Annotated in this window: 21 protein-coding genes; 5 read left to right on the top strand and 16 right to left on the bottom strand. The window is 63.1% G+C overall.

Features of this window, described 5'->3' with window-relative positions; genetic code table 11:
• Nucleotides 1-78: 78 nt before the first annotated feature.
• From B5526_RS12200 to B5526_RS12210, 3 genes are read right to left on the bottom strand one after another with little or no spacing between them, the layout of a single operon-like run.
• The gene (locus tag B5526_RS12200; protein WP_079538407.1) at nucleotides 79-1,659 is read right to left on the bottom strand and encodes a hypothetical protein; all 1,581 of its coding nucleotides are present in this window, start codon (nucleotides 1,657-1,659) and stop codon (nucleotides 79-81) included.
• Nucleotides 1,660-1,709: 50 nt separating this feature from the next.
• Nucleotides 1,710-2,171 carry a hypothetical protein gene (locus B5526_RS12205; RefSeq protein ID WP_079538408.1) on the bottom strand — a complete coding sequence of 154 codons (462 nt, stop codon included), beginning with the start codon at nucleotides 2,169-2,171 and terminating at the stop codon, nucleotides 1,710-1,712.
• A 43-nt stretch (nucleotides 2,172-2,214) separates the two neighbouring features.
• Nucleotides 2,215-3,192: a hypothetical protein gene (locus B5526_RS12210; protein ID WP_154071276.1), complete on the bottom strand. Its 978-nt coding sequence runs from the start codon at nucleotides 3,190-3,192 to the stop codon at nucleotides 2,215-2,217.
• Nucleotides 3,193-3,460: 268 nt separating this feature from the next.
• Here B5526_RS12210 and B5526_RS12215 point away from each other — a divergent pair, with 268 nt between their 5' ends.
• The 3 genes from B5526_RS12215 to B5526_RS12225 all read left to right on the top strand — a co-directional run bounded on the left by B5526_RS12215 (nucleotide 3,461) and on the right by B5526_RS12225 (nucleotide 5,341).
• Nucleotides 3,461-3,832: a Crp/Fnr family transcriptional regulator gene (locus B5526_RS12215; RefSeq protein WP_079538409.1), complete on the top strand. Its 372-nt coding sequence runs from the start codon at nucleotides 3,461-3,463 to the stop codon at nucleotides 3,830-3,832.
• Nucleotides 3,829-4,644, top strand: coding sequence for an MBL fold metallo-hydrolase (locus B5526_RS12220; protein ID WP_079538410.1), 816 nt, complete (start codon nucleotides 3,829-3,831; stop codon nucleotides 4,642-4,644). Before B5526_RS12215 ends, B5526_RS12220 begins: the two co-directional genes overlap by 4 nt.
• Nucleotides 4,645-4,729: 85 nt before the next feature.
• Nucleotides 4,730-5,341 carry a glutathione S-transferase family protein gene (locus tag B5526_RS12225; protein ID WP_079538411.1) on the top strand — a complete coding sequence of 204 codons (612 nt, stop codon included), beginning with the start codon at nucleotides 4,730-4,732 and terminating at the stop codon, nucleotides 5,339-5,341.
• 109 nt (nucleotides 5,342-5,450) lie between these two features.
• Here B5526_RS12225 and B5526_RS12230 read toward each other — a convergent pair whose 3' ends face one another.
• The 6 genes from B5526_RS12230 to B5526_RS12255 all read right to left on the bottom strand — a co-directional run bounded on the left by B5526_RS12230 (nucleotide 5,451) and on the right by B5526_RS12255 (nucleotide 13,665).
• Nucleotides 5,451-8,111: an EAL domain-containing protein gene (locus B5526_RS12230; protein WP_079538412.1), complete on the bottom strand. Its 2,661-nt coding sequence runs from the start codon at nucleotides 8,109-8,111 to the stop codon at nucleotides 5,451-5,453.
• Nucleotides 8,112-8,261: 150 nt separating this feature from the next.
• Nucleotides 8,262-8,759 carry a TPM domain-containing protein gene (locus B5526_RS12235; protein ID WP_079538413.1) on the bottom strand — a complete coding sequence of 166 codons (498 nt, stop codon included), beginning with the start codon at nucleotides 8,757-8,759 and terminating at the stop codon, nucleotides 8,262-8,264.
• 13 nt (nucleotides 8,760-8,772) lie between these two features.
• Nucleotides 8,773-9,669, bottom strand: coding sequence for a TPM domain-containing protein (locus tag B5526_RS12240; RefSeq protein ID WP_079544944.1), 897 nt, complete (start codon nucleotides 9,667-9,669; stop codon nucleotides 8,773-8,775).
• A 21-nt stretch (nucleotides 9,670-9,690) separates the two neighbouring features.
• Nucleotides 9,691-10,293, bottom strand: a complete 603-nt coding sequence (locus B5526_RS12245) for a LemA family protein (protein ID WP_079538414.1) — start codon at nucleotides 10,291-10,293, stop codon at nucleotides 9,691-9,693.
• A gap of 220 nt (nucleotides 10,294-10,513) precedes the next feature.
• A complete protein-coding gene (locus B5526_RS12250) occupies nucleotides 10,514-12,841 on the bottom strand; it encodes a xanthine dehydrogenase family protein molybdopterin-binding subunit (protein ID WP_079538415.1) in 2,328 nt (775 codons plus the stop codon).
• A gap of 152 nt (nucleotides 12,842-12,993) precedes the next feature.
• Nucleotides 12,994-13,665, bottom strand: a complete 672-nt coding sequence (locus B5526_RS12255; protein ID WP_079538416.1) for a TetR/AcrR family transcriptional regulator — start codon at nucleotides 13,663-13,665, stop codon at nucleotides 12,994-12,996.
• Nucleotides 13,666-13,781: 116 nt separating this feature from the next.
• On the opposite strand from B5526_RS12255, the gene B5526_RS12260 reads away from it, so the two are divergent.
• Nucleotides 13,782-14,705, top strand: coding sequence for an SDR family NAD(P)-dependent oxidoreductase (locus tag B5526_RS12260; RefSeq protein WP_079538417.1), 924 nt, complete (start codon nucleotides 13,782-13,784; stop codon nucleotides 14,703-14,705).
• Nucleotides 14,706-14,714: 9 nt separating this feature from the next.
• Here B5526_RS12260 and B5526_RS12265 read toward each other — a convergent pair whose 3' ends face one another.
• The gene (locus tag B5526_RS12265; protein ID WP_079538418.1) at nucleotides 14,715-15,590 is read right to left on the bottom strand and encodes a dihydrodipicolinate synthase family protein; all 876 of its coding nucleotides are present in this window, start codon (nucleotides 15,588-15,590) and stop codon (nucleotides 14,715-14,717) included.
• A 210-nt stretch (nucleotides 15,591-15,800) separates the two neighbouring features.
• Between B5526_RS12265 and B5526_RS12270 the strand changes: the two genes are divergently transcribed.
• Nucleotides 15,801-16,079, top strand: a complete 279-nt coding sequence (locus B5526_RS12270; RefSeq protein ID WP_079538419.1) for a hypothetical protein — start codon at nucleotides 15,801-15,803, stop codon at nucleotides 16,077-16,079.
• 64 nt (nucleotides 16,080-16,143) lie between these two features.
• On the opposite strand, the gene B5526_RS12275 is transcribed toward B5526_RS12270, so the two are convergent.
• From B5526_RS12275 to B5526_RS12300, 6 genes are all read right to left on the bottom strand, one after another.
• On the bottom strand, nucleotides 16,144-16,704 hold the full coding sequence (locus B5526_RS12275) for a VOC family protein (RefSeq protein ID WP_172842200.1): 561 nt from the start codon (nucleotides 16,702-16,704) through the stop codon (nucleotides 16,144-16,146).
• 100 nt (nucleotides 16,705-16,804) lie between these two features.
• Nucleotides 16,805-17,524, bottom strand: a complete 720-nt coding sequence (locus B5526_RS12280; RefSeq protein ID WP_079538421.1) for an SDR family oxidoreductase — start codon at nucleotides 17,522-17,524, stop codon at nucleotides 16,805-16,807.
• Nucleotides 17,521-18,378: an ATP-binding cassette domain-containing protein gene (locus tag B5526_RS12285; RefSeq protein WP_079538422.1), complete on the bottom strand. Its 858-nt coding sequence runs from the start codon at nucleotides 18,376-18,378 to the stop codon at nucleotides 17,521-17,523. Before B5526_RS12285 ends, B5526_RS12280 begins: the two co-directional genes overlap by 4 nt.
• A complete protein-coding gene (locus tag B5526_RS12290) occupies nucleotides 18,375-19,262 on the bottom strand; it encodes an ABC transporter ATP-binding protein (RefSeq protein ID WP_079538423.1) in 888 nt (295 codons plus the stop codon). The genes B5526_RS12285 and B5526_RS12290 overlap by 4 nt, the downstream gene beginning before the upstream one ends.
• Entirely contained in the window at nucleotides 19,259-20,146 is an 888-nt protein-coding gene (locus B5526_RS12295) for an ABC transporter permease (RefSeq protein WP_079538424.1), read from the bottom strand. Before B5526_RS12295 ends, B5526_RS12290 begins: the two co-directional genes overlap by 4 nt.
• On the bottom strand, nucleotides 20,139-21,146 hold the full coding sequence (locus B5526_RS12300) for an ABC transporter permease (RefSeq protein ID WP_079538425.1): 1,008 nt from the start codon (nucleotides 21,144-21,146) through the stop codon (nucleotides 20,139-20,141). Before B5526_RS12300 ends, B5526_RS12295 begins: the two co-directional genes overlap by 8 nt.
• Nucleotides 21,147-21,160: the final 14 nt, after the last annotated feature.

Consider the following 21,160-nt stretch of genomic DNA (forward strand, 5'->3'; position numbering starts at 1 on the left):
CGGCAGGCTTATTGTTACCGGGATCAAACACGATTAGTGAGACCACTGTCAATCTAGCTCATCGCAGCGTTGGACGCGCTATTTGACGAAACACATCCCCATTCGCGATGTCTGGCCGGCAACCTGACACGCCAGCCCCGCGGCGCAGGTCCACGACCTGAAGCTTTTGTCGTTGTCGGCGGCGTTGGGGCGCGGGAGATAGCAATGCGCGCCCCAGCCGTCTTGATATTCGGTGCCGGCGAGTTCGGTATTGCCGCGCGTTTGCGGCCGGCTGGAGAAGCCGCGTGAAAAATCCGGCTGCTTGCCGTCGCGGAATGCGGTCAAGATATCGCGGCGGCGGATCTGGTCGCCGAAGAAATGCGGCGAGGCCGGCACCACAATTGAATTGTCGGGTTTTACGGCCATCCAGTCGACGCCGGGGAAATGGAAGCCGCCGATGCCGCGGGTCTGGTGGCAGCCGGCGCAGGTGACGTCGTTGAGCCGACGCTCAAAGCCCGCGACCGAGCGGATATTTTGCGGCGTGATGCCGCGCTCGGCGGCCTTTTTCAGCGCCGCTACGACATCGCTTTCGGCAAATACAGGATTGGCCGCCCCTTCGTCGCCCTGCACGAGGCCGAAGGCCGGCTGCAGGTTCGAATTCATAAATCCGACCGGGGTTGGGGCGATCGCGCCGGTGGCGAGAAATTTCTCGGGGATCAAAATCGTGCCGCGGTCGAGCTCGACGAAGTGCGCGGGGTCGAGCAGCCACGCCTTGAACTCGCGCTTGAGATTTTCATCCGCCAAGATCCGTTCGCGGTCGATCTGGTTCTCGAGCGGAGATTGCTCGAACTCCTTCGAGTGCGCATTGTAATCAAACACTTTCAATAGATAGTCGGTGCGGAAATCGCGGACGTCGGATTTCGGCGCATGGGCGATCTGGAGATTAGTTTCGATGCGGTCGATATTTTCGGGCCGAACCAGTTCCAGCGGCCCGTCTTTCGCCGTCAGTTTTTCCGCGAGCGCAGCACCTGTCAGCGTCAAGTCGCCGGCGGCAAGCCAGCGGCGGGCGATGTCGGCACAGGTGATCGCCGTACCCTTGCCGTCGATGGCAAGATCGCCTTTGGCTTTCAGCACGACGTTGAGCGTCATCGGCAGCCGTGGCGAAGCCGCGCCCTCGCCCGGCGCCTCCGGCATGTCATTGCGCGTCAGTCGGTAGATCAGCCGGATTTCACCGCAGGTATCGGGCGCGACAAACGCGCGGTCCATCCGGTTGACGATGCCGGCCAACACGAAGCGGGAGCGATCGGAATAAAGCTGCGCGCGATCGAACAATTGAAAGGCGAATGAATCTCCAACGCTGATGCTCTCGTTGGGAAGATCAGCCTTGTGCCTTGAAGTGTATCGATCGAATTCCTCGTCGAGCGCCTTGCGGACGGGCGCCATCGGCGGCAGCGCGAACAACTGGCTACCCGTGAGCGGAGTGTCAGCCGACCGCATCGGCAGCATGACGCGGTTAAGGCCAAACAACCCGCGATCGAGCTCGCGCAAAGCCGCGGGGTCGGTGATCGCGGCGCCGCGTTCCAGCGCCGGCGCGCTTTGCGCATTGCGCGGAGGCAGAACGCCGCAGAGTAGAATGCAGAGTAGAATGAAGGCAACGAGAAATCTCAAGGTCCGGCCCATGTCCTGACAAACACCGCGCGACGAGGCTTATTCAAGGCGCTCGCGGCCAATCATCGTTTCAGATCGGGGTTCTTCGCGTGCGGGACGGGTTTCGGATTTGCCAAGCACCAGCGTACCGCCATTTCGCTGAGCAGATAGAGGGCGCTGCCGTGGCCTGACAGGTCAGGCCCGTCAATGCTCTCTCGTATCGATCGAACAGCTTCCCGAACCTTCGCTTTCTGCGTTTCGTCGAACGTATTTGCCTGGTTCAAGGTCCGCTCGACGAAATCGAGCATCTGTTCGTGACCTGCATCCCAGTTCACATTTCCGTTCCGGTATGCCTCGTCCGAGAACCTGCCAGTACAGCGAATGAGTTCGCCCTGCACGGTGTCCGCTTGGCCGGACTTTGGAACCAACTGGTTCCAAAGTCGCTGGTGCTCCTTCCACCATTCCAATTCGCTCACCTGTTGGCCCTCACGCGATTGAGGATTGGTCGCGCCACGCTTGACAAAGTTCAGCTTACCGGTGGCCACACCCGGATCACCTCCGAAGGCATGTCTTTCGGGATCGCCATGGCTAGCGTGCGACCACGAGGCCCTTGGTGGTCACGACCACCCAGCGGCCGTCCTGACGGCGGATGGCGTCGACCCGGCCGAGGCCCGGGACGGGGTCGCCCGCATAGACTTCGTAGATGCCCTGCCTTCCCTCGATCAGCGCACCGCCATGGGAGACGTCGCGCAGCACCCACCCCTCCACCGTCGGCAATCTTCCGACTTCGGTCTTGGCCGCAGAGGCCGCGCCCGGCAATGCGTTTGCAGGCGGCGCGATCGAGCCGGTGACTTCCTTTGCCGGGGCCGGCGCGGCGGCGGCGACGGTCGCAGCCTGTGACGCGGCGCGCAGTTTGTCGACGGCTTCGCTGAGCCTGGCGAGCTTCGCGGCCGGCTCGACCTGCGCTTTCTCGACCCGGTCGAGGCGGTCGCTGGTCTTGTTGTACTGGCTCATGCCGAGTTTTGCGGTATTTTCGACGCTGGCCTTCAGCGCCAGAATATCGGCATCGATCCGCGCCACGGTCGCTTCCAGTGCGCCGTTGTTATTGGATGCCTGCTCGACGCCGCCGACGAAACGCGCATAGCCTGCAGTCGCCAGCGCGCCGCCCAACGCCCCCATAATTGTCGCAAGCGCCGCCACAGCCGCAAGCGCGGCGAACCGGCGCTTGCCGAACATGCCGGAGGCCGGCTCGGTTTCCGCCTTCGTGCCCGATTTGTCACCGTCCCAGGAACGATCGCCGGGTGACATGATCATGAGCTTGCCAGGCATATGCGGCGCGGCCGGTTCGGATGCCTCGACCTTTGGTGCCTCGGCTTTTGGCGCGTCTGTCTTAGGAGCCTCGTGATCCGGCGCGATCTGGGGGGAATCGACGCTCTCCGGGCTCTCCGGTTCCTGCACCGAGGCCGCCACCGGCGCGCCCTGGGCGCCTTGCGAATGGGGAACGTCCGGCCCGGCATGGAGGGAACCGGGTTCACCGCTGCTCTGCTCGGCCAGTTGTTCGCTCACGTCAAAATCTCCATGAAAGATTGACTATTTGGTAACTTTCATTGCTTGCGAAATCGTTACCGGCATCGCTTGGTCACCCCGGCTTACCGAAATTTTAGGAGATATTCCGGGGCGGATTTGGGCCTGGACCATGGAGCGGGCATGGCGGCGCGTGTCCGGTTGTTGCCATATTGCCCTGCGGCAAAGGCCTGACGGGCCCGCCTGCCTCGTTTGCGCCGCCGGATTTCCCGACTAACATGGGCCACCAGCCAGAACGGCGGGGGACAGGATGGCCATTGAAAGATGCATCAACGAATTTGATGTAGGCGACGTCATTTTCGAGGAAGGCTCGACCGGGCGCGAATTGTTCGTGGTGCTCGACGGCCAGGTCGAGATCGCCAAGATCAATGGCGGCAGCAAGACCGTGATCGTAACGCTGGGCAAGGGCGAATTTTTTGGCGAGATGGCGGTGATCGACGGCTCGTCGCGTTCGGCGACCGCGATCGCGGCATCGCCGCACACACGCGTGATGCGGATCAATCACGCCCGCTTCGTCTATCTCGTCAGCCAGCAGCCGGCGTTTGCGCTGATGATCATGGATGCGCTCTCCAAGCGGTTGAGGGCGTCCAACGCCGTCACCTTCCGGGCCGCCAATCCATGAGCGACCGCAAGCCAAGTCCGTTTCCGACGCTCTTGAACAACGACGTCTGCTCGCTGATCCAAGCGGCTGATGACGTCTACCAGATCCGCTTCAAGAACCGCGCGGCGAATGCTTATCTGGTGCGCGGCAAATCCCGAACCATCATGATCGACGTCGGGCTGTCGTCAAATTTTCCGGCCCTGCTCGAATGCCTGCATCACCTCGACTGTCCGCCGGAAAAAATCGACATGGTGATCCTCAGCCATGAACATCTCGACCATATCGGCGCCGCCTATCATTTCGCCGGTCACCGCACCATCATTGCCGCGCACCGGCTTGCCGCCAACAAGATCATGCTGCGCGACGATTTTTCGATGCTGCGCAAGATGTTCAACGAGCCGAATGTGCCGATCAATGTCGATATCTGGCTTGAAGAGGGCAATCTGATCGACCTCGGTAATTTCCGTCTCAATGTGATGTATACGCCGGGCCATACCTCGGCCTGCATCAGCCTGTTCGATCCGGAAAAGGGATTGCTGTTCGCCGCCGACACGCTGATGCCGGGCGGCGTGATGGGCGGGGTGTTCGGCTCGGGCTCTATCGCCGATTACATCCAGTCGCTGGAGCGGCTGAAGGGATTGAATTCCAAGATATTGTTATCGGGCCACGGCCGGCTGTCCGATACGCCGCAGGACGATGTCCGGATCGCGATCCAGCGCTCGCACACGCTGTTGTCGGACACCGCGCAATTGTTCGACGCGCTCGATGCGCGCTCGAATTTCGAGCCGATCATGCAGTCGGTGCGCGACCTCAACAAGCTCGACGACACGTGAGGCGCGTCTCATCGATTTGACGACGGGGCGTGCGGTCTGCACAAAGCAGCCAACGGCAGGGCTGAAGAACAACAAGGGGGAAACAATGAAACTTTATGACTCGATCGGACCCAACCCGCGGATTGTCCGCATGTTCATGGCGGAGAAGGGCATCGAGATGCCCAAGCAGACCGTCGACCTGCGCGGCGGCGAAAACCGTCAAGCCGAGCATCTCAAGCGCAACCCGCACGGCCAGATGCCGACGCTCGAACTCGACGACGGCAGCTATCTGTCGGAGATTATCGCGATCTGCGAATATCTCGAGGAGAAGGACCCCTCACCCGCGATGATCGGCGCGACGCCGGAACAGCGCGCGGAATGCCGGATGTGGACCCGGCGCGTCGACCTCAACATCGCCGAGCCCCTGGCCAACGGTTACCGCTTTGGCGAGGCGCTGAAATTCTTCGAAAAGCGGATCCCCTGCGCACCCGACGCCTCCCCCGGTCTCAAGATGATTGCGGCCAACCGGCTGCAATGGCTCAACGGCCAGATCGCGGGCAAGGAATATCTGTGCGGCAACCGCTTCACGCTCGCCGACATCCTGCTCTATTGCTGGATCGATTTCGGCAACCAGGTCGGCCAGCCGCTCGATCCCGCCAACACCAACATCGCGGCCTGGTTCGCGCGCGTCGGACAACGGCCCTCGGTGAAGGCGTAACTTGTCGTCCCGGCGAACGCCGGGACCCATAGCCACAAATGTTTGTTGTCGTGCAAAGCTGGGGCTCCAGCCTGCACAATACCGCGCATCGGTGGTTATGGGTCCCGGATCAGCGCTCGCGGAGCCTGTCATCGGGCGCGCGTTCGCGCGACCCGTTGGCTCGCTTGTCCGGGACGACGGATAGAGTTGTGTCACCGGCCGGCGGCTCGGCCAGGGATCGGCCGACGCGGGCGAGCATCACCCGCGCCCGCTCGGCGCTATGGTCCAATAGCCAACGCCCGAACGCCTGCGGTGACAGCGCCGGGGCATAGAGAAATCCCTGAACGACGTCGCATCCCAGTATCGCCAGCAGATTTCGCTGTCCGTCGGTTTCGACGCCCTCGGCGACGACGGTGAGCTGCAGGCTCTGGCCGACGCGAACCACTGATGTCACGATCGCCCGCGCGCTGGGATCCTTCTCGACGTCGCGCATAAAACTGCGGTCGATCTTCAATTCGCGTATAGGCAAATGCGCCAGCCGGCTGAGGCTCGAATAGCCGGTTCCGAAATCGTCGAGCGACAACCCCACGCCCAATTCGCGAAGGGCATTCATGGTCTCGATCGCGACCGAGCGCTCGTTCATGATCACGCCTTCGGTAATCTCGAGCATCAGCACGTCCGGCGGCAGGCCATGATCCGCCAGCATTTCGGCGACCGCGGAAGCGAGATTGACGTTCTGGAAATTGATCGGAGACAGATTGACCGACACGCAGGGGATATCCAGCCCGCCCTTGCGCCACTCCGCCATTTGCCGGCAGGCCTCGCGTATCGACCACAGACCGATCTGCTCGATCAGTCCGCACTCCTCTGCCAGCGGGATGAACTTTGCCGGCGAAACCTCGCCGAGCAGGGGATCATGCCAGCGCGCCAGCGCTTCGACGCCGTGGATGGCGCCGTCGATGGTGCGGATCTGCGGCTGATAGTGCAATTTGAGCCCATCATTTGCGATCGCGCTGCGCAGCGCCGCGCTGTGCAGGAGCCGCTGCTCGGCGAGCCGGTTCATGTCGGCACTGAAGAAGCGATAGGTGGAACGGCCGGCCTGCTTCGCCTGGTACATCGCCGCATCGGCCTGTTGTATCAAGGCATCGATGTCGATCGCGTTATCCGGATAGATGCTGATGCCGATGCTGGCGGACATCGGCACCTGTCTGCTTCCGATCGACAGCGGTGCGACCAAAGCCTCGGTGATCCGCGAGGCGACCACCGAGGCTGCCGCGGCGTCACGGTTCGGCATTACGATGACGAATTCGTCGCCGCCGAGCCGCCCCAGCAAGTCACCCGGCTGAATCTGCGCACGCAGGCATTGCGCAAACTGGACCAGCAATTCGTCGCCGGCGGAGTGGCCGAGCGTATCGTTGACGTCCTTGAAATTGTCGACATCGAGAAACGCCAGCGCGACCTGTTTTCCCGCGGGACAGGCCTTGATCGCTTCGGCAATCAGGTTCCGCAAATGGGTGCGGTTCGGCAAGCCGGTCAGCATGTCGTAGTAAGCGAGCCGCGCGATCTGCGCGCGGGCTTCCTTGCGCTCGATCGCGAGCGCGCCGAGATGGACGCAGGCGTCGACGATCCGCTGATGCCAGCGGCTCGGCGCACGGCATTCCCGGAAATAGAAGGCGAAAGTTCCGATCACACGGCCGTCCTTGGACTTGATCGGCGTCGACCAGCAGGCGCGTAGACCTACCTCAAGCGGGCGGGTCTTGTAGGGTTGCCAGCGCGGGTCGGTGTCGAGATCCATCGCCAGCACCGCCTTGCCGTAAAATGCCGCGGATCCGCAGGAGCCGACATCGGGACCAATCGCGATGCCGTCGAGCGCGCGGGAATAGTCGTCGGGAAGACTGGGACCGCCCAGCGGATGAACCAATCCACCGGCGTCGATGTGGAGCAGCGAAGAAACCACGTCGGGCGCGATTTCCTCGACACGCCGGCACAGCCGGTCGGCGATATCGGCGATCGGGATTTCATCGGCCAGCGCGGTCATGATCAACTGCTGCAGCGAACGCAACTGCTTGGTCTCGGTGATATCGGTCAGAAGCGCGAAGATGTATTTGAGCCGCCCGCGCCGGTTGCGGAAGGTCTGGACGTTGGCCGATAGCCAGATTTCGTCGCCGCTCCTGTCGTAAGAGAGGATTTCTTCCTCGCCGCCATTTTCGTCGCCGATCCGGCGGCGCAGCCTCGCCAGCGTCCTGCGGTCGGTATCGCGGCCGATAAGCAGCTCGCTCGCCTGGCGTCCCTTCGCTTCCTCGGGCGAATATCCGAACATCCCTGTGAACGCGGCGTTGGTGTAGACGATGTTCAGATCGTGATCGGTGACAACGACGGCGCGGTTGGTGGTGTCGGCGACCAGTGTGAGCAGCGCCAACCTTTGTCGTTGGTCGACCTCTGAAGCAATGTCGCGAACGAGTGCGATCATGCGACGTTGACCGCCGAGCTCGACATGCGAAAGCGACAGCGCAGCAAGGATCCGGCTGCCGTCTTTGCGGTGGATCGCGATCTCGGAGCCGCGTCCCTGATCCGAGGCCGGCGTCGCGACAGCCAGGTCCTTCAGTCCGAGATAGCTTACATGCCGACCGAGCACTTCGGCGCGGTCCAGTTGCCAGATCAGCTCCGCTGCCGCGTTAAAATGGGTGACGCGAAGGTCGTGATCGACGATCACCACGGCCTCATTCGCCCGCTCGAGCGCTGCCAGCAGGAAATCCGGGGTTTCAGCCACAGGGCCGTCGTATGCGCGCATCGTCCCATCCTGGTGCCGGTTTGGAGATCATCGAGGATCCCGGTGGAGAGGCACCATGCTGGCGGAAACCCTATCGGCCCGAGGGTGATAAAAAGGTTGTTCGCAACCATCGCGGCCGGCTGAAAAGCATTATCGTTAAGAGTTCGCTAACTAGATCACCACCGGCGCGTCGGGCAGTTCGTTCGGCCCCACGCCCTGTTTCGGAAAATGCGCGGCGAGCTCGCGCGATACCGCCTCGATGCCCTTGATGACGCCTGATTCAAAATGCCCAAACCTGAAATCGGTCTCCATCGCCTTGCAGATTTTCTCCCAGCCCGCAGCGCCCACTTTCGAATCGATGCCGCGATCGGCGATGATCTCGACCCTGCGGTCGGCCAGCAAGAGATAGATCAGCACGCCATTGTTATGGGCGGTGTCCCAGATCCGCAAATGCGAGAAAATATCCAGCGCGCGCTCCCGCGCGGGTTGATCCTTAAACAGCGGCTTGCCATCCAGCGCGCCTTCGACGACAAAACGGACCTGGCCGGAGTGGGTGGCCTCGCCCGTCTTGATCGCCTGTTCGATCGCGGTCAGTACCTTCCGCGGAAAGACCCGCCGGGCCCGCCAGTGGTGCTCGAGTAGATGCTTGCCGATGCGCTTGATGCCCATGTCAGTTGGCTCTCTACCAGCTCCCCGACGCGCCGCCGCCGCCAAAACTGCCGCCACCGCCGCTGAAGGAACCGCTGTCGCTACTGCTTGAACCGCCACCGGACCACGAGCCGCCACCGCCACCGACCCAACCGCCACCCCCGCCGCGGCCAGCCGGCGCCGGCGTGGTGATGCTGTCGCTGAACATCGTGAAGACCGACGCGACGATGCCGGCGAGCGCCGAGACGATGAGCGATCCGAAAACGAACCACGCCAGAAGCCCGATCATGCCGCCGGTTGTCAGCGAGCCGAGCAAGCGCCCGAAAATGCCGCGCATGACCCCGCCGAGCACCAGGATGGCGATGATGGTAAAGGGATTGAGCGGATTGAGCAGCCAGGTCAGGTCGGAACTTTGCTGCTGCTGTTGCCGCTGCGGCGGCGCGGGCAAGGGCTCGCCGTCGATCACGCCGATGATCCGTTCCACGCCCGCGGAAACGCCGCCGGCAAAGTCGCCGCTCCGGAATTTCGGCGTGATGATCTCGTCGATGATGCGTTTGGTGGTGACGTCGGGCAGCGCGCCTTCAAGGCCGTAGCCGACTTCGATGCGAAGCCTGCGGTCGTCCTTGGCGACCACGAGCAGCGCGCCGTCGTCGATCTTCTTGCGCCCGATCTTCCAGGCATCCGCAACCCGGATCGAGAATTGCTCAATGGTTTCCGGCTGAGTCGTCGGCACAATCAGCACCGCGACCTGGCTGCCTTTCCTTAGTTCCAGATTCTTCGATAGCTGTGTCAGCGAGGCAATATCGCCGCTGGACAGCGTTCCGGTCTGATCGACCACGCGGCCGGTGAGCGGCGGCACCGCGACATCGGCGAAGGCCGCGACAGCCCAGCACAGCAGCAGCGCAAGAAGGGGAAATCTTGCAGCGGTCATCGCGGTCAATCTGTTGGCCGGCTACTTGGCCGGTGCCGGATTGAAATCCACCTTCGGGGCGGTCGAAATTTCCTTTTCGTTCTCGACCGAGAAGTTCGGCTTCTCTTTGTATCCGAACGCCATCGCCGTCAGGTTGGTCGGGAAGGTGCGGATGCCGACATTATAATCCTGCACCGCCTTGATATAACGGTTGCGCGCCACCGTGATGCGGTTTTCGGTGCCTTCCAGTTGCGCCATCAGGTCGTGAAACAACGCATCCGATTTAAGCTGCGGATAGTTTTCGGTCACCACCAGAAGTCTTGAGAGCGCGCCGGTCAGTTCGCCCTGGGCCGCCTGGAATTTCTGGAACGCGGCGGGATCGTTCAAGACCTCAGGCGTCGCCTGGATGCTGCCGACCTTGGCCCGCGCATTGGTCACGCCGAGCAGCACATCCTTTTCCTGCTGCGCAAAACCTTTCACTGAATTGACGAGATTCGGCACCAGATCGGCGCGGCGCTGATACTGGTTGACGACCTCGGACCAGGCCGACTTGACCTGCTCGTCATTGCTCTGGATCGCGTTGTAGCCGCAATTGGTCAGGCTCAAACTCGCCAGCGCCGCCAGCACGGTCCATAATCTGCGCATTGAATGCTCCCCGGTTGGAATCGCTGCGCAACGTATCAGAACGATTGCGTCGGGTAAGCAGGCGAAAAGACGCTTGCACGGCTTATTTGCCGCGAACGCAGTAATTCATTTTTCCGTCATGGCCGGGCTTGTCCCGGCCATCCACGTCTTTCTTGCTGCTAGGCCGTCAAGACGTGGATGCCCGGGACAAGCCCGGGCATGACGAGGGAGTCTCTTTGTCTCACGCCCCCACAGCCTTCGCGTCCCGGATCGCCTGCCAGACTTTCATCGGTGTCAGCGGCGTCGAGAGCGTCTTGATGCCGAGTTCGCTCAACGCATCCATCACGCCGTTGGCGATGCAGGGCGGCCCGCCGATCGCGCCCGATTCGCCACAGCCCTTGGCGCCCAGCGGATTGGTGCGGCACGGCGCGGAACCATCGAGCGTCACCTCGATCGGCGGAATGTCGTCGGCACGCGGCAGGCAGTAATCCTGATAACTCGCGGTCAGCAATTGGCCTTCGGCGTCGTAGGACACGCCCTCGTACAGCGCCTGACCGATACCTTGCGCGACGCCGCCGTGAACCTGCCCCGTCACCAGCATCGGATTGACGGCGACGCCGACGTCATCGACCGTGGTGTAGCGCACGACCCGCGTGATGCCGGTTTCCGGGTCGACCTCGACCTCGCAAATATGCGTGCCGTTCGGCCAGCTCGGCCCGTCGACCTCGCCCTCGCTGTCGACGCTCAGCCGGGAGCCTGCTTCCTTCTTCGCAATTTCGAACAGGCCGATGCGCTTGTCGGTACCGACCACCGTAAGCATGCCGTCGCGGTACTCGATATCCTCGACGGACGCTTCCAGCATCTGTGAAGCCTTCTCGCGCGCCTTCGCGATCAGGTCGATGGCGGATACCACCGCCGCCGTGCCGCCGACGAACAACGAGCGCGAGCCGACGCTGCCGAATCCTGTCGCCAAATCCGTATCGCCCTGCACGACGTCGATCTTGTCCAGGGGAACGCCGAGCGCGTCCGACACCATCTGGGTGTAGGTGGTCTGCAACCCCTGCCCCATCGCCATGGTGCCGGAATGCAGGATGACGCGGCCCTCCGCGGTCGCATGCAGGCTGACCTTTTCGGTATGCGCGCGCCCGCCGGTCCATTCGATGTAGCTGGTGAGCCCCCTGCCATAGAGCAGGCCTTTTTTCTTGGCGGCTCGCTTGCGTGCGGCAAAGCCGTCCCAGTCCGCGAGCTTTGACGCGCGGTCCAGCATGTGCGCAAACGCGCCTGAGTCATAGACCTGGCCGACCGCGTTGGTGTAGGGCAGTTGCGCCGGCTTGATATAGTTCACTTTCCGGATGGCGCGCGGGTCCATGCCGATCTGGCGCGCGGCTGCGTCCATCAAGCGCTCAACGATGAACACACCTTCGGGTCGTCCCGCGCCGCGATAGGCGCCGACCGGCGCAGTGTTGGTCATGACCGCCTTGATCTCGTAATGCACCAGCGGCAGGTCGTAGACGCCGCTTTGCACGAATGGCCCGAGCACCAGCGGGATGATCGCGCCGGTGCCGGAAAGATAGGCGCCGGTGCCGCCGACCGAGCGCACCCGGTAAGCCAGCACGCGGCCTTTCTCGTCGAGCGCGAATTCGCCGGTCGATGTCAGGTCGCGCCCGTGGGTGCCGCCGACGAAGTCGTCGGTGCGCTCCCCGCGCCAGCGTATCTTGCGCGCGAGTTTGGTCGCGGCGTAGGCCACGATGCCGTCTTCGGGATAGAGACTGGTCTTCTGGCCAAAGCCGCCGCCGATATCGCCGACCAGCACGCGGATGCTTTCCTTCGGCCGCTTCAGCACCGCCTCCGCCAGCAGATCACGGGTCGAGCCCGGCGTCTGCGACTGCACATGCAGGATCAGCCGGCCGGATTTTTTCTCGATTTCCGCGATGGTCGAGCGCGGCTCCATGGCGGAGGGAACGAGCCGTTGGCTGACTAGATCGAGCGAGATTTTGTGCGCAGCTTTGGCGAAGGCGGCTTCGACGGCGGCCGCGTCGCCATAGCTCATGGCTGCGACGATGTTGTCGGGCGCTTCCGCCCACACCGCGGGCGCGCCGGGTTTTGTCGCCAGAACCGGATCGACCACCGAGGGCAGCACTTCATAGTCAACCGCGACCGCTTCCGCCGCGGTTTGAGCTGCGACGCGCGATGTCGCGACCACGGCGGCGACCGGCTCGCCGGCAAAGCGCACGATCTCATGAGCGAGCAGCCGGCGCGGCGGCACCGTCATCGGCGAGCCGTCGGGCCGCTTGAACACCAATAGCGTCGGGAGGGTGCCGATATCATCGGCGATCAGGTCGGCGCCCGTATAAACGGCTTCGACACCGGGCATGTCGGCGGCGGCCCTGGTGTCAATCGAGGCGATTTTCGCATGCGCATGCGGCGAGCGCAGCACATAGAGCCACAGCGCGCCTTCTTCCGGCCGGTCGTCGATGAACTGTCCCTTCCCGGTGAGTAACCTTCGATCCTCGAGCCGCTTGACGGGCTGACCCGCCCCGAAACGCATATTGCCGGGAAAAATATTCATCAGTTTATCCTTCGAGTCTTTTGGATTGGTTTGGTTTTAGTCGATCTGCTTCTTATTGATGTGCAAGGGATGGGCCAACTCACGATTTTAGCGTCGCGCCCTCTTGCCGCCGTCATTCCGGGATGCGCCGCAAGGCGCGGGCCCGATGACGGTCAGAGGCGAGCTTTCATCTTTGCCATGCCATTGATCATGACGTCTTCGAGGGCCGCGATCAGTTTTTCCTTGTCGGCCCATGGAAAGTGCGAGCGGGTGGTGAGCAGCGAGACCGCGCCGTGGCCGACCAACCAAAGCATCTGGGTCGCGAACATCGGATCGAGGTCTCCCATCAAACCCGCCGGCGCGAGCTTCGTGAGGTGATCGCGAAACCGCATAAAACTGCGGGCGCCCGCCTCCTGCAGTTCAAGCGGCCGCGAGAAATCCTTGGCCATCGGCGTCAGCGCGTCAGGTCCGACAGTGAAGGTCAAATGATATTCAGCAGGATGCGACAGCCCGTAATCGATATAGGCATGAATCAACCGTCGAAAAATTTCGCGCGGGGTGCCGGGTTTGGCCGCAGCGCGATCGAAGGCGGCACTGATCGCATCATGCGTCTCATCGCCGATCGCTTTGAGGATGTCTTCCTTCGCCGGAAAATAGAGATAGACCCCAGTTTGCGAGAGCCCCGCCTTCTCCGCGATCGCGCGCGTTGTCACCTTGGCAAAGCCCTCGGTCATGAACAGCTCTTTGGCCGCCGCGATGATCTCCTCACGGCGCTCCTGACCGGACCCTTTCGGCTTTCGCTGAGACCTGACCGCGAGCGGTCGGCGCATTTTTTTCTGCTCCATGGGCTCTCGTAACCTCTGCAGGTCTTGAAAGCCACTTTTCCCGCTGAACAGGACTTGTCGTCCTGTTCAAATTCGTATATGTTCAAAGAACACTTATGTAGCCGCAGGAGAGCCCCATGGCCAGTGAATCCGCCGCCAGCCGCCGCAGTCTGCTCACCGGTGCCGTCGCGGGCGTCGCCGGATTCGCGGCCGGCGCCGTAAGCGCCGGCGCGATCGTCGGCTCGAAAAAGGGCCCGCAAGTCTTTGTTGAAGGCCGCGCTCGTTTCAAGAACAAGGTCATCCTGATCACCGGCGCCACCTCCGGCATCGGCGCGGTAGCGGCAAAGATGTTCGCGGCCGAAGGCGGCAAGGTCGCATTCTGCGGCCGCCGCACCGATCGCGGCGCTGAGGTCGAAAGCGAGATCAAGTCCGAGGGCGGCGAAGCAAAATACATCCGCGCCGACGTGCGCATCGAGGACGATGTGCGGCGCTTCGTCGACACCGCCGCCGAACTCTATGGCGGCCTTGACGTCTGCTTCAACAACGCCGGCATCACCATCGAAAAGCCGCTGCACGAATATACAGCAGTGGAATGGGACGACGTCGTCAACACCGATCTGCGCGGAAATTTTCTCGCGCTCAAATACGAGATCCCACATCTGATCAAGCGCGGCGGAGGAGTCGTCGTGGTGACGGCGTCCTCCAACGCCATCGCGACTAATCCAAAGCGGAGCGCCTATAGCGCGGCGAAGCGCGGTCTGGTCGGGATGGTGCAGGCGGCGGCGCAGGACTATGCCGACAACAACATCCGCATCAACACGCTGATTCCCGGCACCACCGACACCGAATTCGTCCGCCGGGCGGCCGGCATGATGAGCGCACCCGATCCGGTGTGGGAAGCGGCGGTCTCGGTGTGGGCGAAGTCGAACGTTGCGGTCGCGCACCGGCTCGCGCGTCCTGAGGAGATCGCGGCCGCGGCCTTGATGATGGCGTCCGACGAATTCACGTTCATGAATGGCGCGCAGATCGTGGTCGACGGCGGCAAGACCGCGCATGCGTGAGACGCCGGCTCAGCCAACCTCCCGCAGCACCGCCTCGACCGCCTTGCGCTCGTCGGCCGTGAGCGCGGCTTGCGGCGGGATGGGATCGCCGACCTCGTAGCCCTGGATCGCGAGGCCTGCCTTGATGCAGGCGGCGAGATTGTAGCGCGCGAAGGTTTCGTTGATGCGCCACAGTTTCCGTTGCAGCGTCAGCGCCTCGTCCCAGCGCTTTCTCTTGCAGAGATTGTAGAGCTCGACGCTCTGGCGCGGAATGATGCAGGCTGGTCCCGCCATCCATCCGACCCCGCCGATCAGCATCACCGCGGCAGGAATATGCGCCGATGCCGAGAACACTTTAATGCTGTCGCCGCAGCGGTTCATGATCGACAACAGCCGCCCGGTATTGGTGGAAGCGTCCTTGATGTATCCGATCCGCGGATGCGCCGCGAGCCGCGCGATGACGTCGAGCGTCAAATCCGAGCGCTGGAATTGCGGGTTGGTGTAGATCACGACGGGAATGTCGACCGCGTCGGCAATGGCGCGGAAATAGGATTCGATCTGCGCATCCTGCAACGGAAAATACGCCTCCAGGATCGCAAGGATGCCGTCGGCGCCGAGCTTTTGATACGACTTCGCCTGCGCGACCGCGTCCGCCGTCGAGGTCGAGACCACGCCGGCGACCACGGGCACGCGGCCTTTTGCCACCTCGATCGTCGTCTGCACCACCGAAGCACGCTGGGTGTTATTCAGATAGGCGAACTCGCCGGTCGAGCCGAGCGGCGTCAATCCGTGCACCCCGGATTTGATGAGATCGTCGCACAGACGGCCGAGCACGCCGTCGCGGACCTTTCCGTCCGCATCGACCGGGGAGACCAGATAGGGGAAGACGCCGTGGAAATCAGACATGTTAGGCACCGATATAGCGTCGATCTGTTCGCAGGCCCACCCCAACGTGGCACATGCGATCAGATCTTTTGGACAAAATAAATCTCCTTCTTGGTTGTGATTGCAGCATACAAACACGAAACCTTGAGGTGTGAAGCGCTTCACATCGCTCCGCTCGGGTCCGACCTACCGTGGTCTGCGGGTGGATGTTTTCAAATCGAGGGCTCAGCCATGGAAATCTGTATCAACTACGGTGGCATGCGACATTGCTTCTTGGTGCCGATCGTCGAACTCCCGGTCAGCTGGGGTCGTCCCGGACCTGGCCCGATCAACTACCCGGCTTTTATGCAGGATGTCATTATCCTCGCATCGGTATCGAACACCGCAAAGCACATCGGCGACGAAAACGTGCGCAACCTGGTGCATGAGGGCGTATCGGCCGCCCTCAGGGCTGTGCAAGAACACGCCGGAGCCGATGTTACCATTCGTGCCAAGGCGGAACACCGCTGATCGCAACGAAACATCGGCGCGGTGCGGACGGCGTTTTGTCTTCGCCCGCACCGCGCTGGTCGCCTTATTTCATGGGCTCCGTCGTCGACCAGAGCACTGACTTCGCGTCCTTCTCATACGCCATTCCCTTCGGGTAGCTGATCAGCTCCATCTGCAGGCCCCAGGGCGCAAAGAAATACAGGATCGACTGCCCGGCCGCGGGCCCCTCCTTGATCGGGATCGGCCCTTGCATCGTCTTGACGTTCTTTTCCTTCAGGTACGCTGCGGCCTTGTCGATGTCATCGACGTAGAGCGCGATGTGATGGCCGCCGATGTCGCTGTTCTTCGGCAGCGTCTTGGCCTGGTCGGGCGATTGATACTGGAACAGCTCGATGTTGGAACCATAGCCACAGCGGACCATGCTGATCTCGTCGATCACCGCGCGCGGATTGACGTTGACGACGTCCTGCATGAACGTTCCCTTGTCGTCAGAGAACGGCCCGAACGACATCGCGTGCGAACACCCGATCACGTCGGTGAAGAAGGCGGTCGCCGCCTTCACATCCGGCACGGTGATGCCGGTGTGATCATGGCCGCGCATACCGGGAATGGAGTCGGCCGCTGCCGGCAGCGACGAGATGGCCATCGCCAGCGCGGCGGCGAAGCTCAGGATTGCGGATTTTGTCATGACGCTCATGGTTACTCCCTTCGGTTCGATATCGCGGTTTGCAAAACTTTTCGGAGGCTCAGCCCGGCGACGCCAATTGACGCTCGACGGCCTTCGGGTCATGGGCGAGACCCTGGGCCAGGCCGCGCGCCATTTCGCCGACATAGATTTCTTCCTCGCCGGCCTCGAACCCGTCGAGGATTTCCGCCGCCGCATCAGCCGTCGTCATCTTCGGTATCGGCAGCATCGCGGTCATCCTTGTGTCGACCGCGCCGGGCATTGCGGCTGCGATCCGGACGCCCTGCGGTGCCAGTTCGCCGCGCAGCCCTTGCGTCAGGCTCAGCCCCGCCGCCTTGGACGCACAATAGGAACCCATGAACGGCAAATTGACCCGCGCCAGGATGGTCAGAATATTGAGCACGGCGCCGCGATTTTTGGTCAGCGCCGGCGCGAACGCCCGCGTCACCCGCAGCGGCGCCAGATAATTGGCCTCGATCTCCTCCTTGGCCATCGCGAGGCTGGGTGCGGTCATGAAGCTGGTGTTGTGGTTGACGCCGGCATTGTTGATCAACAGCGTGACGTCGGTCGCAGCCGCGGCGGCCTTGGCGACGTCGTCGTCGCTGGTGACGTCCATCTTGATCGGCACCAGATGGGGCGATGCGGCGAGCCCTGAAATATCCCGTGCGGCGGCGTAGATCTTGGCGGCGCCGCGGGCGGTGAGCGCTGCGATCAGCGCCTGCGCGATCGCGCCGCTGGCCCCGGTGATGAGAACGACAGAACCCTTGATGGTCTCGGTCATGCGGCTGATCCTTGCTGTTGGGGAGGAACAAAAGGGCTGGAATCGTCCAACCAGCCCGGCTCGACGTCGGGTAATGGGATCGCGGAGAGCAGCTGCCGCGTGTAGTCGTCGCGCGGGGCTGAGAAGATCCGGGCGACCGGCCCGTATTCGACGACCTCGCCATGGTGCAGGATCGCGACGTCGTCGCAGAGCACGCGGACCACCGACAGATCGTGGCTGATGAACACCAGCGTCAGGCCCAGCCGCGCGCGCAGCTCTCTCAGGAGCAGCAGGATATGCGCCTGCGTCGAGACGTCGAGGCCGGATACGATCTCGTCGGCGACGATGAAATCGGGCTCGAGCGCCAGCGCCCGGGCGATCCCGGCGCGCTGGCGCTGGCCGCCCGACAATTCATGCGGATAGCGGTCGATGAAGGCGGTCGGCAGTCCGACCAGATCGAGCAGCGCCGCCGCGCGATCGCGCTGATCCCGCCGCCCTTTTATCCGCCCGTACACTTTTAAGGGACGCGTCAGCGTGACACCGAGCCGCAGCCGGGGATTCAGCGATGATTGCGGGTCCTGGAAAATCATCTGGATGCGCGCGCGGAGCGGCCGCATCTCGGCCTCGCTGATGCCGCCGATTTCGAGACCATCGAACTGGATGCCGCCGGAGGTCGGCTTCAACAGCCGCACCAAAAGCCGGCCGAGCGTGGTCTTGCCTGACCCGGATTCGCCGACCAACCCGAGCACCGAGCCGCGCGGCACCGCGAGGTCGACCTGCTTGACCACCTCGCGCGAGGCCGCCCGACGGAATAATCCCGCGCGCTCCGGATAAGCGAAGGACAAGCTGCCGGTGCGGAGCAGGACATCGCTCATGACATTGCCACCGCCGACTGCCGGTCGAGCCGATGCGCCTCGGCCCACAGGCTTTCGATCAAAGCCGGCGGCACCGGCCGCAGCGCCTCGGCCGGCCGGTCGGCACGCGGCGTCGCCGCCAACAGCGCGCGCGTATAGGGATGACGCGGCTTCGCCAATACATCCGCGGTTTCGCCCTCCTCGAGCACGCGCCCGGCATGCAGCACGGTCATGGTGCGGCAGATTTTTGCCACCACGCCAAGGTCGTGCGTCACGAACAGGATGGCCGCGCCATGGCGCAGACGCAATCGCTCGACCAGTTGCAGCACCTGGCGCTGCACGGTGACATCGAGCGCCGTGGTCGGCTCGTCCGCGATCACCAGGCTCGGATCGCAGGCGAACGCCATCGCGATCAAGACGCGCTGCCGCATCCCGCCGGAGATTTCGTGCGGATAAAGCTCCAGCACCCGCCGCGGCTCGCGGATCGCGACTTCGGCGAGCAATTCCTCCGCACGCGCCAACGCATCGCGCCTCGACAGCGCAAGGTGATGCCGCAATAGCGTCGCGATCTGCCCGCCGACGCGTTTTACAGGATTGAGCGAGGTCATCGGATCCTGCGGGATCAATGCGATGCGGCGGCCAAGCAGGCTGCGCCGCTCCGGCTCCGGCATCGCGACGAGATCGCGTCCCTCGAACAAAATGGTGCCAGCGGTGATGACGGCGTTCGCCGGTAATAGACCGAGCACGGCGCGCCCGAGCATCGACTTGCCGGCGCCGGATTCGCCAACCAGTCCCCTCACCTCGCCGGCGCCGACGTCCAGGCTGGCGCCACGCAAAACATTCGCAGCATTTTCGCGATGGCCGATCGCGACGTGGAGGTCGTGGACAGAGAGGACGGCGGTCATCGTCGCTGCACCGGGTCGAGCAGCGCGCGCAGACCGTCGCCAAGCAGGTTGAAGCCGATTACGCTTGCGATAATGCAGCCGATCGGCAGCGCCATGATCCACGGCGCCTGATAGACGATCTGGCGTCCCTCGGCGATCATGCCGCCCCAGGTCGGCGTGTCGCCGGCCACCGAAATGCCGACGAACGACAAAATCACTTCCACCAGGATCGCAATCCCCATTTCGACCGCCAGCAATGTGACCACCAGCGGAACGAGGTTGGGCAGGATTTCGAGTCGCAGGATACCGCCGCGGCCAAGCCCGATGACGCGCGCGGCGGCGGCATAATCGCGCTTGAGCTGCACCATGGTTTCGGCGCGAACCACGCGGGCAAAGCGGGTCCAGTCGACGACAACGATGGCCGCGATCACCGAGGTCAATCCCGCGCCGATCACCGCCGCCAGCACGATCGACAATAGCACCGGTGGAAACGCCATCCAGACATCGATCAGTCGCGAGGTCAGTTGATCGACCCAGCCGCCAAAGCTGCCGGCGATCAGCCCAAGCGCGATGCCGATCAGCGCCGCCAGCGTTGCCGCGATCAGCGCGACGGCGACCGCGGTCTGTGCCGAGTAGATCAACCGCGACAACACGCAGCGGCCGAGGCTGTCGGTGCCGAGGAAATAAGCGGGGTCACCGCCATTGGCCCAGGCCGGCGGCAATTGCGCCGACAGCAAATCCTGCTCGAGCGGATCGTGCGGCGCGAGCAGCGGCGCCAGCAAGGCGACCAGCACGAGAATAGAGACGAGCGCCGCGCCGATCCAGAGCCGCGGCCCGCCCCGCCGAAATCCGGCGATCCATCGCGACGGCGGCGCGGCCGCATGATCGAGGGCAAGGTCAGCCATGGCGCAGCCTCGGATCCAGCAGCGTCACCAACAGGTCCACGGCGAAATTCAGCGCGATGAACAGCACCGCGAAGGTCAGAATGAGACCCTGGATCAGCGGAAAGTCGCGGTTGATCACCGCGTCGATCGCCATGTTGCCGATCCCCTCATAGGAGAAGATGCGCTCGACCAGCACGGTGCCGCCGAGCAGCAGCGTGACCTGAACGCCGCCGAGCGCGACCGTCGGGATCAACGCATTGGGAAATACCTCGCGCAGCAGGATTTTTGGGCGCGAAAAGCCGCGGGCACGCGCAATCTGCGCATAATCCTGATCTTCCGCCTCCGCCAGCGAGGCTTTTAGAATCCGCGCCACCAATGCAGCGAAGGGCAGCGCCAGCGCTACCGCCGGCAGGATCATGTGCGGCAGCAGCGCACCCGCAATGTCGAACCGCCCTGTCAGCAGGCTTTCGACGAGATAAAAGTTGCTGCGGAGGTTGACGTCGATCTCTGGGTCGATGCGGCCCGAAATCGGCAGCAGAGGGATCAACACGCCGAACACCAACAACAGGATCAACGCCCAGAGAAAATCCGGAATGGCAAGGAAGACGCCGACGCCGCCGTCGACCACCCATTCCGCCCGCTTGCCGCGAAGCTGGATGCCGATCAGCGCGGCGATCGTCCCTAACATCACCGCGATCAGGCTCGCCAGCAGTGCCAGTTCCAGCGTCGCCGGCAATCGCGCCCGCACCAACTCGAACACGCTCTGGTGCACGCTGATCGAGCGGCCGAAATCGCCGCTCAATGCCTGACCGAACCAGGTGAAAAATTGCTGCAGGATCGGCTGATCGAGCCCATAAAACGCCCGCAGCCGCTCGATGTCGGCTGGCGTCGCGCCCGGCGGAATCATCATGGCGATGGGATCGCCGGGCACCACGCGCAGCAGCACGAAGACGATCACCGCGACGCCAACAAGCGTCGGCGGGATAAGGACGAGTCGCCTGATGATCTCGCCCCAGCGCATCGTCGTGCCGCCTT

It is taken from the genome of Bradyrhizobium lablabi (assembly GCF_900141755.1).
In the GTDB taxonomy this organism is placed as follows: Bacteria; Pseudomonadota; Alphaproteobacteria; order Rhizobiales; family Xanthobacteraceae; genus Bradyrhizobium; species Bradyrhizobium lablabi_A.